Source organism: Phormidium sp. CCY1219 (assembly GCF_055795085.1).
This window is the reverse complement of sequence record NZ_JAYFEQ010000418.1, coordinates 1-16,045: the sequence shown is the minus strand read 5'-3', so window position 1 is coordinate 16,045 and position 16,045 is coordinate 1. Positions and strand designations below refer to the sequence as shown.

General features: G+C 50.4%; 13 protein-coding genes. 8 read left to right on the top strand and 5 right to left on the bottom strand.

Annotated elements, in window-relative coordinates; translation table 11 throughout:
- Positions 1-39: 39 nt before the first annotated feature.
- Both AC0QH1_RS09375 and AC0QH1_RS09370 read right to left on the bottom strand, forming a co-directional pair.
- Entirely contained in the window at positions 40-1,332 is a 1,293-nt protein-coding gene (locus tag AC0QH1_RS09375; RefSeq protein WP_324630807.1) for a DUF8173 domain-containing protein, read from the bottom strand.
- 104 nt (positions 1,333-1,436) lie between these two features.
- Entirely contained in the window at positions 1,437-2,156 is a 720-nt protein-coding gene (locus AC0QH1_RS09370) for a zinc metalloprotease (protein ID WP_324630806.1), read from the bottom strand.
- A 482-nt stretch (positions 2,157-2,638) separates the two neighbouring features.
- Here AC0QH1_RS09370 and AC0QH1_RS09365 point away from each other — a divergent pair, with 482 nt between their 5' ends.
- Together AC0QH1_RS09365 and AC0QH1_RS09360 are read left to right on the top strand one after the other, a co-directional pair.
- The gene (locus AC0QH1_RS09365) at positions 2,639-4,615 is read left to right on the top strand and encodes an AMP-dependent synthetase/ligase (RefSeq protein WP_324630805.1); all 1,977 of its coding nucleotides are present in this window, start codon (positions 2,639-2,641) and stop codon (positions 4,613-4,615) included.
- Between the two features lie 245 nt (positions 4,616-4,860).
- Positions 4,861-5,145 (top strand): glycosyltransferase family protein, encoded by a 285-nt coding sequence (locus tag AC0QH1_RS09360; RefSeq protein ID WP_324630804.1) that lies wholly within the window; start codon positions 4,861-4,863, stop codon positions 5,143-5,145.
- Here the strand turns inward: AC0QH1_RS09360 and AC0QH1_RS09355 are convergent.
- Entirely contained in the window at positions 5,083-5,982 is a 900-nt protein-coding gene (locus AC0QH1_RS09355) for a DsbA family protein (protein ID WP_324630803.1), read from the bottom strand. The genes AC0QH1_RS09360 and AC0QH1_RS09355 overlap by 63 nt on opposite strands.
- A 156-nt stretch (positions 5,983-6,138) precedes the next feature.
- Positions 6,139-7,134 (bottom strand): manganese catalase family protein, encoded by a 996-nt coding sequence (locus AC0QH1_RS09350; RefSeq protein ID WP_324630802.1) that lies wholly within the window; start codon positions 7,132-7,134, stop codon positions 6,139-6,141.
- Positions 7,135-7,600: 466 nt separating this feature from the next.
- Between AC0QH1_RS09350 and AC0QH1_RS09345 the strand changes: the two genes are divergently transcribed.
- Positions 7,601-8,410, top strand: coding sequence for an endonuclease/exonuclease/phosphatase family protein (locus AC0QH1_RS09345; RefSeq protein WP_324630801.1), 810 nt, complete (start codon positions 7,601-7,603; stop codon positions 8,408-8,410).
- A gap of 81 nt (positions 8,411-8,491) precedes the next feature.
- Positions 8,492-9,913: a cardiolipin synthase gene (gene cls, locus AC0QH1_RS09340; RefSeq protein WP_324630800.1), complete on the top strand. Its 1,422-nt coding sequence runs from the start codon at positions 8,492-8,494 to the stop codon at positions 9,911-9,913.
- A gap of 124 nt (positions 9,914-10,037) precedes the next feature.
- Here cls and AC0QH1_RS09335 read toward each other — a convergent pair whose 3' ends face one another.
- The gene (locus AC0QH1_RS09335; protein ID WP_324630799.1) at positions 10,038-11,702 is read right to left on the bottom strand and encodes an alpha-amylase family glycosyl hydrolase; all 1,665 of its coding nucleotides are present in this window, start codon (positions 11,700-11,702) and stop codon (positions 10,038-10,040) included.
- Between the two features lie 850 nt (positions 11,703-12,552).
- Between AC0QH1_RS09335 and AC0QH1_RS09330 the strand changes: the two genes are divergently transcribed.
- The 4 genes from AC0QH1_RS09330 to AC0QH1_RS09315 all read left to right on the top strand — a co-directional run bounded on the left by AC0QH1_RS09330 (position 12,553) and on the right by AC0QH1_RS09315 (position 15,739).
- Positions 12,553-13,128 carry a type 1 glutamine amidotransferase domain-containing protein gene (locus tag AC0QH1_RS09330; protein WP_324630798.1) on the top strand — a complete coding sequence of 192 codons (576 nt, stop codon included), beginning with the start codon at positions 12,553-12,555 and terminating at the stop codon, positions 13,126-13,128.
- A gap of 111 nt (positions 13,129-13,239) precedes the next feature.
- A complete protein-coding gene (locus AC0QH1_RS09325; RefSeq protein ID WP_324630797.1) occupies positions 13,240-14,151 on the top strand; it encodes a hypothetical protein in 912 nt (303 codons plus the stop codon).
- 175 nt (positions 14,152-14,326) lie between these two features.
- Complete coding sequence (locus AC0QH1_RS09320; protein ID WP_324630796.1) at positions 14,327-14,788, top strand: YbhB/YbcL family Raf kinase inhibitor-like protein; 462 nt, start codon at positions 14,327-14,329, stop codon at positions 14,786-14,788.
- Positions 14,789-15,127: 339 nt separating this feature from the next.
- On the top strand, positions 15,128-15,739 hold the full coding sequence (locus AC0QH1_RS09315) for a hypothetical protein (RefSeq protein WP_324630795.1): 612 nt from the start codon (positions 15,128-15,130) through the stop codon (positions 15,737-15,739).
- Positions 15,740-16,045: the final 306 nt, after the last annotated feature.

The window sequence follows — 16,045 nt, the reverse complement described above, 5'->3', positions numbered from 1 at the left end:
ACTACTACATCGCTACAGGGATTTGTATGTATTGCGAGATTAAAACACCGATCCGAGTTTCGGGCGAATCCAGATCCAGAAAGCGCCCAAACCCAAGAGCATAATAACCAGATTGAGAAGTGCGCCGAAGCCGGGAATTGCAGTGAGAATGACAAACAAGAGCAGACCCAGCAGCAGGGGTAAAAAGCGGTTAGCGGCCCAAGTGGGCTGCATGGATGAGAGCAACCACTGTCCGCCCAGCCAACCCAAGGCAACCTGGGGCACATAACCGACAAAAATCAAGAAACCGACAATTAATATCAATTCGGCGAGTAAAGCAATTCCCAGAACCAAGGGCGCTAAACTGGAGAGGGTAGTGCCCAAGATACCCACGAGCAACAGGCTGAGTGCGGGAATCACCAGGGCGGTCAAAATTCCCACTAGCACTAAAGTGAGAATTCCCCAACCGAGGCTGGGCAGAACTCGCGATCGCGCCGTTTCGCCCAGATTTTGCGTCCAGTCGGGAACCAGCCACAGCAGCAGCAACCCCACCAAACTTAAGGCGATCCAACGCTGCAAGGTTTCCCACACCACTTGTCCCGCATCAGGGGAAACCTCCTCGGGGGGCGAGGGTTTCACCACCACCACCTCACCGCCGATTGTAGCTTCCGGAGCGATATTGGCGGCGGCAGTTGCGGGATAGCTCACATTACCTTGGATCTGCGCCTCAGCAGCGAGGGTGAGACCCGAGGGAACTTCCGGGATGGGTAACGGCGTATCAAACATTCCCGGAGACGCGAAATTGTTTCCGCCCACCTTCGCATCCAGGTTTCCTCCCACCGTTCCCTGCACTTGCAAGGCGCTGGTGGTGAGTTGTGCCGTTTCTCCTACGGTGCCGGCAAGGAGTGCCTGGGACCCCATAAAGGCTACATTGCCCCCTATGGTGCTGCCGGTCTGGGTTTCCAAACTCAGCCCCGCCGCAACCAAATCGTCTCCGATGCGTGCTTCCGGTGCCAGCATTAACACTTGCCCCGCGATTCGCACATCATCTCCTACCGCACCGGCAATTTTTACCGTTTGACCCGCCGCGATTAAATCTCCTTCGATCGCGCCGTTGATAATGAGCTGTTCCCCGGCGAGAATGGCATCGCCGCCCACTGTGCCATTGATGGTGACGGTTTCTCCCGCCGCGTAAAAGTCATCGGCGATCGCTTCTGAAGCCGGCACCACGACTTCGCGATCGCTTTCGCTCACTAGAGACCACGCTGGCGGGATACCACTGAGTCCGATTAATAACGCCAACCCCGTCAGAAATAGCAGCGTTCTTCTAATTGCACTTCGCAAGAGTTGCATCCTCCCTTTTTCAATTCTTTTTTTAGTTTAGCCTGCATATTCTATAATGGCAATTATTGGTTGTTAGCGTATAGAATTATCGGTTTGTTTAATCTAAAAAAGCCCTATTGATTTAAAGAGGCGCGGTTTCCTTGAACAATGGCAGTTTTGAGAAATCCACCGATTAAAATCGACCACATACTGTCGAGAATGTAACCACCGATTAGTTCTGCCACGCCCACGGCGATAATCCCATAACTGAGATATACACCGCATCGAGAAGCAATGCGGGTGGCGGTTTTCCAGTTGCCGGTGAGTTTCCAGACTAGGGCGCGGAACCAGCGCCCGCCATCCAGGGGAAAACCGGGAAGCACTTTAAACATGGTTAACATGCCATTCATCCAGGCGAGAGCATTGGCAATTCCCGTCACCGCCACACTCCACCCCGCGCGGTTGCCCCACCACCCGAGGAACGCATACAAAAGCACGATCGCCACCAGGGTTATCAGTCCCCCCCCGGCAATTTGCAGTTCGTCTTGCGGATTTTCAGTATAGGGGCGCGATCGCCAGATTCTGCCAAAAATCAATAAGTTAATTCCGCTCACCGGAATGCCTTTCGCCCTCACAACTAAAGCTTGGGAAAGTTGATGGGCAAACACAGACGCCATGAATAACAGGGTTTGCATCACGCTCATCCCCAAATGCGTGCTGGGGGATAGATGGGGGAATTGGTAGGGAAATACGATGGCGGTAAAAGTCCACAGGATGAGGGCGAAAATAATCATCCAGCATAAGTCTATTCGCACTTTTAAGCCCAAGAGGGAGGTCAATCGAAAGGTTTGCATACCATCCTTGCCTAGTTAAAATTTTAGTCCAATCTCATAGAACTGCGAAACGGCGATCGCCGATCTACAATTCTGAGGGGTTTACTCCTTCAATATTCTTTCATCGAACTTCCCCCCAAATCCACCCTCTATGGGTAGAATTTCCCCTCTTTCTCGGGAAAGATCGCAACTGAAGCCTAAAATCAGCCGATGACAACCTGCTGTGACCCCTCGCCCTCGCCCTTCCCCGCGTTCCCCTCGTTCCCCTCCAGAGATACCGCCTCCCCGCCGTGGGTGGCACAATTGACTCCTTTTCTTTAACACCAGAAAAAAAGTCATCAATTGTGGTATAATAAATCCGCATCAAATATCAACTTTAACTGTAATCTCTGCACCCCAAAAAACTCACACAATTGGCTAAATTCTCTACCCCTAGGTAGAGTGCAAAATGGCAAAAAACAATTATCATATCGGGGATGGTATAAGAAAAGAAAGAAAAGAAAATGAATCGCCCCTCCTTAGCAACTGCCACGCAACCTACCGCAAGCGAAAGGGAAAACCGAAACGGTCAAAAGAATACCGAAGTCAGCGCTTTACCGGAAATGTGGGCGTTGGCGGCGGAACGATTTGGCGATACCGTGGCGTTATATGACCCCCACGGGAAACCGGAAGCGAAACTCACCTATTCCCAGGCGCGCGATCGCATGGTGAAATTTGCCGTGGGGTTGCAACAGTTGGGGGTCACACCGGGCGATCGCGTGGCCTTGTTTTCGGAAAATAGTCATCGGTGGGCGATCGCCGATATGGGCATTATGACTGCTGGCGCAGTGGATGTAGTGCGAAGTTCCAACGCCGATAAAGACGAACTACTTTATATCCTCAGCAATAGCGAATCCACCGCTTTAGTAGTGGAGAATCAAGCTACCCTGAAAAAGCTGCGGGAAGGACTGAATGACTTGCCGATCGCGGTGGTTATTTTGCTCTCCGATGAAGAACCGGAAGCGGATAATAATTTAAGCGTTCTCAATTTCAATCGGCTGATAGAAACCGGAGGCGATCGCGAGTTAGAACCAGTAGAACAAACCCCCGACACTTTAGCGGCGCTGATCTACACATCGGGAACCACCGGCAAGCCAAAAGCGGTGATGCTTTCTCATAGCAATTTACTCCATCAAGTGAATAACTTATCCGCCTTCGCCAAGGTGAAATCCGGCGATCGGGTTTCGAGCATTCTTCCCCCTTGGCATATCTACGAACGGGCGATCGAGTATTACATTCTTTCCCAAGGCTGTACCTTAGTTTACACCAATTTGCGCCACGTCAAGCGCGATTTAAAAGCCCAAAAAATCAATTATTTTGTCTCCGTCCCTCGCTTATTAGAATTCATCCACGACGCAATCGAAAAGCAGTTAGGCAAACAATCTCCCCAAAAACAGCGACTCGCGAAGTTTCTAATGTCTGCCAGTCATCGCTACATCCAAGCGCGCCGAATCGTCAATAACCTGAGTTTAGACCGTCCAAATCCTTCCGGATTTCAGCGCCTCCGCGCCCGAGGAGAAATGGCATTTTTCTGGCCGCTGCATCGCTTAGCCGAGAGAGTAGTTTATCAAAAAATACGCCAACAAATGAGTCCGGAATTAAAGCTAACCATTTGTGGCGGTGGCACTCTCGCCATGAGTTTGGATACCTTTTACGAAACAATTGGCATTGAAGTGCTGGTAGGTTACGGGTTGACCGAAACCTCCCCAGTTTTAACCGCAAGAAGTCCCGATTGTAACCTGCGCGGATCCGCCGGACAACCGATTCCCGCGACGGAAATTCGCATCGTCGATCCGGAAACCAAAGAAACGTTACCCCAAGGCGAAAAAGGATTAGTTTTGGCGCGAGGTCCGCAGATTATGCAAGGCTATTATCGCAATCCAGAGGCGACGGAAAAAGTCATTGATGCCGAAGGGTGGTTCAATACAGAAGACCTCGGTTGGTTGACGGTGCAAGACAATTTAGTGCTAACCGGGCGGGCGAAAGATACCATCGTGTTGAGCAATGGCGAAAATATAGAACCGCAACCCCTGGAACGCGCCTGTGCCCGCAGTCGGTATATCGACCAAATCACCATTATCGGACAAGATCGGCGATCGCTCGGTGCCTTAATCGTCCCCAATTTCGATGCTCTGAAACAATGGGCGAAAGAGAATCAAGTGTCCCTAGATTTACCCGATTCTACCGACTCGAACACCGAATCGGAAAGGGTTTTCGATGCCGGAAAAAATGAAGCCGTCGAATCGTTATTCCGAAAAGAAATGGAACGGGAAATCAAAAACCGCCCCGGATATAATGCCAACCAGCGCATCGGTTCGTTTCGCCTTCTTTTAGAACCCTTTTCCCAAGAAAATGGCATGCTCACCCAAACCCTCAAAGTGAAGCGCAATGTGGTGCTGGAACGCTATAAAGAGACAATCGAGCAAATGTTTTCTGGATAGGTCACTGGGGAAAAAACCCAGCTAAAGTCGTAGGGTGGGTAGACCCATCCTACATGACTTCATTTGAAAAAAATTAATTGGATGCGGCTAGTATTTGTTCGATTTATATTAAGTAGTTTTATTGACAGGTTTTGGCGGTCAAAACAGCATATCCTAACGGACATTAAAGGCAACATGCGAGAGCCAAGGGGGCGCGCCAATGCGTTCCCATTTACAACGCCTTAGATCCCCACACCCATCACCCCGTGCCACCGGATCCGAAATTTGCCTGCGATTTAGGATTTTTAGGCAACCGACTGAGCGATCGCGTTGCCGATATCCTGCGTCAACTCACTCCCGCACAAGCAACGGCGATCGGAGAAACGGCCCGCAAGCGGGTTTTCGCCGAACATACCTACAGCCACCGAACGGGAACAATTGACAGCCGGGAGGGGTGGCGCACCGACCCTATCCCGGATTGCCTCACATTATCGCTCCCGATAAAATTCCCCCGATCGCGCGAGATGCCCCTCCTGCACCGCATCGTCTAACTTCTGGCGAGCGTCTGACGTTTGCAGGTTCAGTGCCTCTGCCAGTTCTGGGGCGGTGATGCGTCCCCAGTATGTAGTATAGGCGATCGCATCGGTAGCGGAGCGCTGGGGTTCGGTCTCCGGCGAAATGTGAGCGATCGCGTCGCGCAGCACTTTGTAAGGGCGAAAGCCTACCAGCAGCACCGCTCGTCCATTCCGGGGTCGCAAGATGAGGGCGGGAAAGCGACCGCTCCCGCGATAGCGCATATCCTTGATATCCTCCCGGAAGGCTTCCACCGTCTCCGCACTGTCCAGGTCTTCCTGGAATTGCCCCAGGTCGATCGCCCCAGACAGTTCCTCCGCCAGTTCCCACAGCACCTCGTCACGGGCGATATTGCGCTGTTCCACCATCACCGCCTCGCGCAGGCGACGCAGATATACTTCCGCCACGGTGTTGCCTTGTTGTTGGGCGGCTTTCACCGCCAGACATGCCGGATAAGAGGAGTTCGGCGGGTCTTCTACCCAAATCCCTTCGCGCACGGGCATCCCGGTGATATCCCGAATCTGAACCCACAGCGGTCCCATCTGCACCGGGCGACAAATATCGTTGAGCGGGTCGCTAAATTTCTGCCAGTCGGGAATTAAGCCGCCCATCGCGTAACGCCACTGTAGGCGATCGCCAAACTCGTAGCGCAACCGCCGCCACTGCGGTTCGATCGCCCAACTCCAGGAACACAGCGGATCGGTGTAATAGGTAATTTCGATATCCGACGGCATCGATTCCACCGCTTCGGTTTCCGAGGGAACTTGCAGCGGATTGTCGGTTGTCTCACTTGTGGCTTCGGGACTCAGTACCATGTATTGACCTCCTAACTCTATTTTCAACGGCGAATTTCTCAAACAATGAGAGAATTAAACCAGCGGTGGGGAGAGGCACCCTTATGCCCCTCCCCGCACAACGATTGGCTTAACCCGCCAAAGCCCGATCGCAGGATTTACCCCTTCTGCGATCGCTTACTTTGATTGCGGACTGTTTTGCGCTTGTTTCGGACTGGCTAAGGTGTTTTCCCCATAGGCAGACCACTGGTTTGAGTGATGTGCCATTGCAGATTTCACCTCTTGCGATCGCTTCTGGCTCAGCTCCTTGTTCTTGCGCGCCACTTCTTCTTCGCTGTGCTTGCTGCCTTGCACGGGGTAATTCTCCGATAACCCCTTGCTCTTCACCACATGGTCTACCGGATCGTCAATATATACCCATTGTTCCCCCGACTCCCACGGGCCTTGGCCTTCGTTCCAGGAACCGCGCGCGCTGGTTCCGTTAGACATGTTGAAGTACAGGTGACTGTAGCGCGGATCCCCTTGCAGCACTCCCGGCGGGAAATTGGGTTCGATGGTATCTAGGGCTGCCGAGAACATCTTGAAGTGAGAGACTTCCCGGGTCATCAAAAAGCGCAGGGTGTCGTTCACATAGGGATCGTCTGTGTACTGCATCAAGTATTCGTACACGATTTTGGCGCGCGACTCGGCGGCAATGTTCGATCGCAGATCCACCGTCAGGTCGCCATTCGCCGTCACGTAAGAGCCACTCCACGGCATTCCCTGACTGTCGGTCACCGTCGGACCCCCGCCAGAACGTGCCATTAATTGCGGCCCGGTCATCGCTACTTGATGCACGATGTTCTCCCGCTCTTCTTTGTTACCATTGAGAAAGCGCATGATTTCGCTATTCGCCGCCGCCTCTTTCAGGTCGCTGTTGATGCCATCTAGCAACATGGTAATCGTGGCACCGACAATTTCTAAATGGCTGAATTCTTCCGTGGCGATATCCATCAACATATCGTACTTTTCCGGGTACGGCTGACGGGCACCAAAAGCTTGGGTAAAATACTGCATCGCTGCCTTCAATTCCCCATTCGGACCGCCAAATTGTTCTAAAAGCAAACTGGCAAAGCGCGGATCCGGACCGGAAACCCGCGCGTTGTATTGTAACTCTTTGACGTGATAAAACATGTGTTTTCCTGGAATAATCTTTGGTTTTTACAAAGGAGCGGCTTCAATTTCGATCGAGTTGTTTTGCCTGAGTCTTTCTGCTGATTCGCAGAACCATTGGCTTTGGATGAGCCTGACCTCTTTTCACAGGTTAGTCTTTCTGCGCTCCTCTCTTTTATACCCCAGGGATGATTTTCCAAAAAATTGAGTTGATTTCCCCTAAACCCACCGCGATCGCCTCCCCTCAAATCTCAGCCGGTCTCTTGTTTTATTTAAGAAACCCGACCCACTGTTTTGTATCTTTTATTCGAGCTTTATCTATACCTATGGGAAGATGAGAAAATCCCCTCGGAGCGCTACGGTGAAAGTTCAACTCCTAAACTGTTGCCCGAGGGTCATCTCTAACTGTCGGCAGTGGTGGAGAATGCCCATCCTACTCTCAAACCACCCTCTATTTTTTCAGCGTTTATCCTTCCGTGTTTTATCGATGACCAACAATTTTTTTAACTTCTTTTCCTTGTCCACCCGCTTTGTTATGGTGGCAGAAAGCATTATCGATCGCGATAATTTTTCCCAGGAGGCGATCGCCAGTCCCGCTGTCAAAATTTTGAACTGGAATGTCGCCAAACAAAATAACACCCCCGCTTGGACCAGAGACTTTTTTCACATTCTCGAAACCTATCAACCGGATTTGGTCTGCTTGCAAGAAATTGGCCTCAATACCCAAACCAAATCGATTTTAGCCTTAGAATCAATGGGCTGGAACTTTGCCCCCAATTTTCGGGATACTTATACCGATAACTATTGCGGCATTTTAACCGCCTCGCCCGTCAAACCAATCGCCAGAACCGCACTGCTGACCCAAGATTGCGAACCTCTGACCAATACGCCAAAAGTTTCCTTGATTGTCGAATATGCGATTGCCAAGCGCGATCGACCCCTGTTAGTCGTCAACACCCATGCCATTAATTTTGTCACCTCCGAAAAATTTGCAGCGCAACTGAATAAACTCGAACAATTTCTCCACCGCCGATCCGAACCGATCGTCCTGTGTGGGGATTTTAATACCTGGAGTCAGCGGCGACTGAGATTGCTCAATTTAATGGGCGATCGCTTGCACTTAACCCCGGTGCAGTTTTCTCCCCCGGCACAAACCCATCTGAAAACCTTTTTCGCCTCTCCCCCGTTAGATTGGATTTACTATCGCGGGTTGTCTCAAAAACCAGCAAGTGCTACAGTCTTCAAAGAAATTACCTCCTCGGATCACACACCGATGGGGGTGGAACTTTTGCTATAAAACCAACCAAAAAAAAGATAAAATGCCATCAACCCTTGACACAGAAGTGCCAAGCGGGGGAACAATTTGGGGAGTGACAACATGAGAATTGTAATTGCGATAGTCTTGTTAATTCATGGGCTGGGAATTGCCACCGCCGCTCATGCGGTGATGCGGGTGCGATCGTCCCGAGGTGCCATTGCTTGGGCGCTTTCCCTGTCCACTTTTCCCTATATTGCTATTCCCCTCTACTGGACTTTTGGCAGAAATAAATTTCACGGTTATGTGGAAGCGCACCGCAGCGCAGACAGCGAGTATCAAACAATCATTCAACAACTCGATCGCGAAATCTATCAATGGCAAATCGACCCGCCCCGGCGTTTTGCTTCTTTAGCGAAACTCACTGAAGCCCTCGATCGCTTTCCGTTTACCTGCGGGAATTCGACGAAGTTACTCATCAATGGCAAGGAAACCTTTCCGGCAATTTTGTCTGCCATAGAATCGGCTACGGATTACATTCTGATTCAATTCTATATCGTGCGCGATGACCGGGTGGGTCAGAAATTTAAACAGGCGTTGATTGAAAAGGCAAACCAAGGGGTTCGGGTTTATTTTCTCTACGACAAAATCGGCTGTTATGCCCTGCCCAATCGGTATGTGGAAGAGCTGCGATCGCGCGGCATAAAAATGAGAGCATTTAAAAGCACAAAAGGACAATGCAATCGGTTTCAAATTAATTTCCGCAATCATCGCAAAATTGTCGTCATTGATGGTAAAATTGGATTTATTGGCGGCTTGAATATCGGGGAAGAATATGCCAGTAAAAAACCCCCGTTGAGTCCTTGGCGGGATACTCATTTGCAGATAGTTGGCCCTGCGGTGCAATGCCTTCAAATTGCTTTTCTGAAAGATTGGTATTGGGCCGTGCGCGACATTCCCGAGGTCTGCTGGCAGGTGAAATCTACTGCTGGGAAAAACGAAACCGCACTGGTAGTGCCTAGCGGACCGGGAGATAAATTTTCCACCTGTACCCTGTTGTTTGTCAGTCTGATTAATGCCGCGCGCGATCGCTTGTGGATTACCACCCCTTATTTCGTCCCTAACGAATCCATATTAACGGCGCTGAAACTTGCAGCATTGCGCGGAGTAGACCTGCGGATTTTATTGCCCGATCGCCCGGACCACTTGCTGGTTTTTCTCGCCTCTTTTTCCTATGCTGCCGAAATGATTAACAGTGGCGTCAAGGTCTATCGCTATCGCGCCGGCTTTTTGCACGAAAAAGTTCTGTTACTCGATGACCAAATGGCTGGCGTGGGCACCATAAATCTGGACAATCGCTCGTTTCAGCTAAATTTTGAGATTATGGCTTTTATTCTCAATTGCGGTTTTATTACCCGTATTGAGAAAATGCTAAACACTGACTTTAACAATTCCGACTTAATCTCCTCATCGGAAATGAAAACCAAGCCTTTATGGTTTAAATTAGCGGTTCGCGTCGCCCGTCTGATGTCCCCGATTCTGTAATCCTGGGGGGCTTTGTCAAACCAATCTGGCGCAATTGATATCAACCCTTCCCGCAAAAAAAAAAGGGCGCATGTTCCTGCGCCCCGAGGAAAACCATGAGGTAAGTTTTATCTGCTTTTTTGGGTTAAGAAACAAACACTTGGGCTTCCCATTCTCCCAAATCCACCACTAAGCGATTGTCTTGTACTTCCAAATCGTAATCTTTCGTCCATTCGTGCCAGGTTCCGTTGTGGGGACAATCCGTCACTTCATATCCCTCGAGAAAATTATCGGAAAAATTGGCAACCACAACCAGGCGCGTTCCTTCGTCATTCCACCGAATGTAGGCGAGCACTTTATCCTCGGGATTTTCGTGGAAAAACTCGATATTGGAAGAGTGCAACGCCGGATTGTCTTTGCGTAAGGCAATTAATCCGCGATAAAATTCCCACAAATTGCGATTGCGGTCATTTTCTAACAAAGACCATTGCACGTCGCATTCGGCATTCGGATTTTCGTGGTCTGCTTGACCGAATTCATCGCCCATCCACAGCATGGGGACGCCCATTGCGGTCATTAATAAAACAGCTCCTAATTTAGCCCGTTGAAAGGCGGCATCATCTAAAATTTCGCGATCGCCTAATTCCGCCAAAACATGCGGGTGGTCGTGATTGGAGATATAATTAATCGCATCTGTCGCCGCCAAATATCCGTCGCGCTTCCCATCAATTGCTTTCTTGAGTTCCTCTACATCGAAGGTGTCGCCGCAAATATGCCCCACTATATGATAGCGAAAGCTCTCGTGCCAACAGGCATTCATCGGCGCGTCTAATCCCGCCGCAATACTGGAATCATCGGGAATATTTTCCCCAATATTATAAAAGGGTTTCGGTCCGGCGGTGTTTCTCGCTTCCTGGGCGATCCACTTCATAAAATCGCGATTGGCGAGTTGACGCAATGCATCGTAACGAATGCCATCGATATGATATTCGCTGACCCAAAAACGCACCACATCGCCGATAAATTCCCAGGCGGGTTTAATGTCGAGATTCTCGTCGTAACGATCGTAATTAAATTCCGGACCCCAATAATTATCCGCATCGTCGGGGTAGTGGCGATCGTGATAATACCAGTAATCGCGATCGATTAACAATAACGGGCATTTATCTTCTGAATGATTGTAAATTCCGTCGAGAATGACGCGAATTCCGCGCGCGTGGCACTCGTCGATTAAATGCTTTAACTCTGCTGTAGAACCGTAGCTCGATTCTGTGGCAAAATAGTGGCGAACGTTATAGCCCCACCCTTTATCTCCCGGGTGTTCGTTCACCGGCATCAACTCCAGGGCGTTTATTCCCAAATCTGCCAGATAATCTAATTTTTCGGTCAGTGCTTTGTAACTCCCGCGCGAAATTGAATCTCCTATCCCGCCACAAAAGTCCGCCGCATGTATTTCGTAAACCACTAACTCGTCATTGGGCGGTAGCCATTTGTCGTCATGCTGCCAAACGTAGGTATCTACAATTCGCTCGCCATCTTTAATTCTGACCACCCCATTTTGTTGGGAATCGTTAATATCCGTGGCGTAGGTATCGATGATTTCTACCCATTCATCGGGGTCGAGAAACCAGCTTTTTGACCGAACGCGGTATTTGTATTCATAAACCCCATCTTCTAATTCCACGGTGGTGCGAAAATTTCCCCGGTCGTCTTTTTCCATCGGTATCTCTTCCCAATCGGAAAAAGACCCTTTCAGGGTTGCTGCTTTATTATAAGGTGCAAATAAGGTGAATTCAATCGGGGTTGCCATTTTAAACCTCTCTTTTCTTCTCAACCAATCTATACAACTCTCGTAAATCCTCGCCGATCGCGAATCCATTCCGCGAAATCAGCAAGGGTCTGTGTTTTTTTACGTTTTTGTATCCCCGGCGTCTTTCCTATCGCTCTCGTTTCTCTGGAAGCCAGGGTGAGACATTCCGTCGGAAATTTCCCACTTCCTAGCACGATCGCTCCTTGTCATTTTTGCCGACCCCGGGGCATCGTTTGTGCTTTTATAATAACATTGTTGCCGCAATTTTGCGGTTTATATCTACCGCTAGATAGATTTTTGGTAACAGCCGATTGTCGCTTTCAATACGCGGAGCTGCCCTGCACCACTCTTTGAGGGTTTTGTTGCAGCAGCGCCTTCCCTTCTGGGAAATTTCTGCCTTTGGGTAGAGGCGCGAGCTATTCTTTCGGTAGAGGGTTTTCTCCCTCATGCGGGTTAAGCTGAAAAATGTGCCGATCGCGCGATGGCTCCCTCGATAATTTTTTGGCATTTGAAATTTTTTGCTTGTTTCCCCCGAACCCTTCCTTTCGATAGAAGGGTAGAGGCGAGAAGGGCTGTAAACTAAACAGCAGTGAAAGGGAATCTTAAATCCCGGATAACAAACCCAACAAATTTAATTGCGATCGCCCAGCTCACTGCGCCGACCGTCCACCTTTATTCAATCCTTAAACTGATGCCAGACGCAACCGCTATTAACCCCACTGATGCCTTCCCCTTTCCCTAAATCGAGCGCATTCGGGATGAGTGATATGCGAACTGGCTTGGGGGAGCGAATCGCCGCATCGGCGCGCGCGATCGCACGACACACACACTATCACACAGGAGAAACATCATGGCACAACATAATTTAAACCACATGCGCGTCGCCATCTTAGTCACCGATGGTTTCGAGCAAGTGGAAATGACCGAACCGCGCCAAGCTCTCGATCGCGCCGGCGCAAAAACGGTACTCGTCTCCCCACAATCCGGACAAGTGCAAGGCTTCCATCATCACGACAAAGGCGATCGCTTCCCGGTGGATATGAGCCTGGATGACGCTAACCCCGATGAGTTCGATGGGGTGGTACTTCCCGGGGGCGGATTGAATGCGGATTCCTTGCGGGTTAACCCCAAAGCGCAAGCGTTTGTCAAGCGCATTGACGAAACCAACCGTCCGATCGCGGTAATTTGTCACGGTGCTTGGTTGCTAGTGTCGGCGGAACTGACCCCAGGTCGCACTTTAACCAGCTATCACACCATTGTGGATGACATTCGCAACAGTGGCGGAAACTGGGAAGACCGCGAAGTGGTGCGCGATCGCAACTGGGTCAGCAGTCGCAACCCCCGCGACTTACCCGCTTTCAATCGCGAAACCCTCGAACTATTGGCCCAGCAACAATCCCAAAAACAACCCCAAGCGGTGGGATAGAAATCGGTTAACCCTTTCCCGGGGTGGGTGGCGACTCTTCTCCCTACCCCAGTTTCCCTCGCGTGCATCCACACCGCAACCGATGCAGTTTAGCTAAAATCGCAGAAATTTATGGCATCCAATCCAGATAAACCCAATCGGGTCAACGTTATAGAAAAGGGCAATATATATTTCTGCTATCGTCCGAAAGTGGAGACCGATTCTGTCACCGGACTTGCGGACCTACAGCGCTTCTACATGGTACTCAAACCCCACGAAAAGCCATCCTATCGCTTGATGGCGATCGGGTCAAAACACCTGCCCGAAATCAACGATGGTGGAACACAAATCTGGGGGTTTGTGGAAAGCGTCAGCGACTCTGCTGAAAAAATCGAAGCCGGTCTGCGCCGTACCACTTACCAAACCAAAACGCGCGGCGATCGCCATCAACCCGCCGCCCGATCCGTGGGTGAAGGGGTCTACGATATCGTCAATCATCACGGTCACACCCATTTAGCCTACGCCCTGGAGTTACCCGAGGATCCGGGGGAAGCGCAAGGGGAACTCAATATTGCAGAACAAGCCAGTTACATCTTGCAAATCAAAAATCCGGAAAAACCTTCTCCCCAAGCCACCGCGAAGCGATCGCAGCAAAAGCCACAATTGCCGAAAACCCTGCAAGAACGCTTTGCGTCTCGTCGCTTTATCGCCGCAGATCCGCCGGATTTTCTCGACTACGAAGGTGCTGAGATGCTGTTAATTGCTGCTAGCGCCGATGTGTCCGAGGAACTGGGCGTGGAACTCGATCCCCAAGAAGAATCCGAATCCACGGCGGAAATTCTCAACGAGAAAGCGGATGCGAAAAACTCGCCATCCCATCGAACCCCTGCTAACTGGGGAATGGCGCTAAACTCTGGTGCTTTCTGGGGCGGTTTTATTCCCCCCTGCGACTTCCGATGGGCCTCGCTTCCCCGCCTATCGGTTAGAGATGGTTCTGTCAATCTCTACCCCATCGCCACCGTGGCGATCGCTGCCACTTTTTAATAATTTTCTCCCGAACTCATCCGCTTACTTTTTCCCGTTTCCAACTCTCCTGCTTCGGGTTAAATTATCGGCATTATCCGGCTTTTTCAAACAATATTAAGATAAACTTAAAAAAAGCTTTGTCTGACCTGAACTATGATAGCTTATTTGAGACTGAAAAACATCGGTTAACCTTATGGAATTCAAAAGTCCTGCCTTTTTTATCGGCAACACTCTCCCTTCAAAATACACTTGCGATGGCGAAGATATTTCGCCGCCACTGAGTTGGGGGACGCCACCGGAAGGGACGAGTAGCTTTACGTTAATTGTGGAAGACCCGGATGCCCCCAACCGCAGTTTTACCCACTGGTTGGTTTACGATATTCCGGCAAATATTCGTCACCTGCCCGAAGGAGTGCCCACGGAATCCTCTTTAGACCGGGGCGGCGTCCAGGGGAAAAACGACTTTGGCAAGGTCGGATATGGCGGTCCTTGTCCCCCCAGCGGCACGCATCGCTATTTTTTCAAGCTCTATGCCTTGGATAGCTTGTTGAGTTTAGCCCCGGGTGCAAGCAAGGCAGAAGTAAAAGCGGCAATGGAAGGCCATATTTTAACGGCGGTAGAACTCATGGGGCGCTATGCGAAACAGTCAGCTTAAAACTGCATGGATGAGATTTGCAGCGCTTTTTGCACCGGGTTTTCTCGGGTGGAACAAGGATAACTGATGTTCGGCTTCTTTCGTTAATTCTGCGCGATCGCTCCTCTCTCATCCCGGCGATCGCTTCGCAGGTCGAGACCTGAGATTTCCGGTCTTTACCTGCGAAATTGCTTGGCAATCGGCGGCCAACGAATTGCAGATTGCCAACCCTAAAGATGAATAGCCCTCGGGACTTATGCTAAAATCCACTCAGCTTTCAGGTTGAAAAACCGCCGAGATTGTGAAAAATCTGCTGAAACAGTACACAATCTCGAAAAGTCCAAGGCAGATGGTGTTCACATGGCGAAAGTCTACAGCACGCAGGAGTTAATCGACATCTTAGCTCAGGAGCGCCGCGCCTGTCTGAGAGGGGATCGCCTGAACTTATCTGCGACGCCCGCGATTGGGCTGCCGGTGGTTGACTATTTCCTCAAAGCAGAAGGCTTGCAGAAATTCACGGCATATCAAGATTTTAAAGCGGCGGTTCACGAGTATCAGCGATCGCATCAAGTGTCGGGACTGGTGTGGCGTGACATCGCCCTGAAAGGAAAAACCCTAACCTATCCGCAACTCGACGATCAACTGATTTGCCTCCCGTGCGATCGCGAGACCCTGAAAGCCGCCAAAGCCTCGATCTTAGAATTTTGGGAAGGAGTCACCGCAGAGATGGACTTGTATTTGAGGGTCAATCATGGGGCGGACTATCGGCAGATTTCCCCCGGGGATGTAGCGGCGATCGCCCGCAAAACCGAATGGGCCACCCTGTTTAAATGGGAGAAATCCGACTTTCTCGAAATCCTACTGCAACTGGGATGGGGCAAACCCGAAGAAGCCTCCTATCGGCGATCGTGGCCCGATTCGGGTAGCGAGTCCATTCATGCAGTCAAACCCGGGAATCAACCCATTTGTTAGGGTGAGTCATCAAAAATTCGCCTCTCGGGAGAATCGAATCGATCCGCAACGCCAGATTGATTTCACCCACAACTCTTGTATTCTTGAAAGAGTGAATTTAACGGAGATTTTCCGTTCGATTTCCCCTTGACAAAATCACGTTGTTATGCAATAGGATATTGGCTGACCCGCGCGCGGCTAGCTATTCTTGCCGTTCGATCCAGCCCGCATTGAACCCCACTCCCGCGAGTAGTCAGGGACTCCGTAGAAACCAACCCCATGTCTAAAGCCAGGGGCTTGTACTTCTAACCACCTGACCAGCCTAAA

Bases quoted from the DNA above. Each gene is read 5' to 3' on its own strand.
- AC0QH1_RS09325 (WP_324630797.1), top strand. From the start codon at position 13,240: ATGGCATCCAATCCAGATAAACCCAATCGGGTCAACGTTATAGAAAAG.
- AC0QH1_RS09330 (WP_324630798.1), top strand. From the start codon at position 12,553: ATGGCACAACATAATTTAAACCACATGCGCGTCGCCATCTTAGTCACC.
- AC0QH1_RS09350 (WP_324630802.1), bottom strand. From the start codon at position 7,134: ATGTTTTATCACGTCAAAGAGTTACAATACAACGCGCGGGTTTCCGGT.
- AC0QH1_RS09315 (WP_324630795.1), top strand. From the start codon at position 15,128: ATGGCGAAAGTCTACAGCACGCAGGAGTTAATCGACATCTTAGCTCAG.
- AC0QH1_RS09370 (WP_324630806.1), bottom strand. From the start codon at position 2,156: ATGCAAACCTTTCGATTGACCTCCCTCTTGGGCTTAAAAGTGCGAATA.
- AC0QH1_RS09345 (WP_324630801.1), top strand. From the start codon at position 7,601: ATGACCAACAATTTTTTTAACTTCTTTTCCTTGTCCACCCGCTTTGTT.
- AC0QH1_RS09335 (WP_324630799.1), bottom strand. From the start codon at position 11,702: ATGGCAACCCCGATTGAATTCACCTTATTTGCACCTTATAATAAAGCA.
- AC0QH1_RS09320 (WP_324630796.1), top strand. From the start codon at position 14,327: ATGGAATTCAAAAGTCCTGCCTTTTTTATCGGCAACACTCTCCCTTCA.
- cls (WP_324630800.1), top strand. From the start codon at position 8,492: ATGAGAATTGTAATTGCGATAGTCTTGTTAATTCATGGGCTGGGAATT.
- AC0QH1_RS09375 (WP_324630807.1), bottom strand. From the start codon at position 1,332: ATGCAACTCTTGCGAAGTGCAATTAGAAGAACGCTGCTATTTCTGACG.
- AC0QH1_RS09355 (WP_324630803.1), bottom strand. From the start codon at position 5,982: ATGGTACTGAGTCCCGAAGCCACAAGTGAGACAACCGACAATCCGCTG.
- AC0QH1_RS09365 (WP_324630805.1), top strand. From the start codon at position 2,639: ATGAATCGCCCCTCCTTAGCAACTGCCACGCAACCTACCGCAAGCGAA.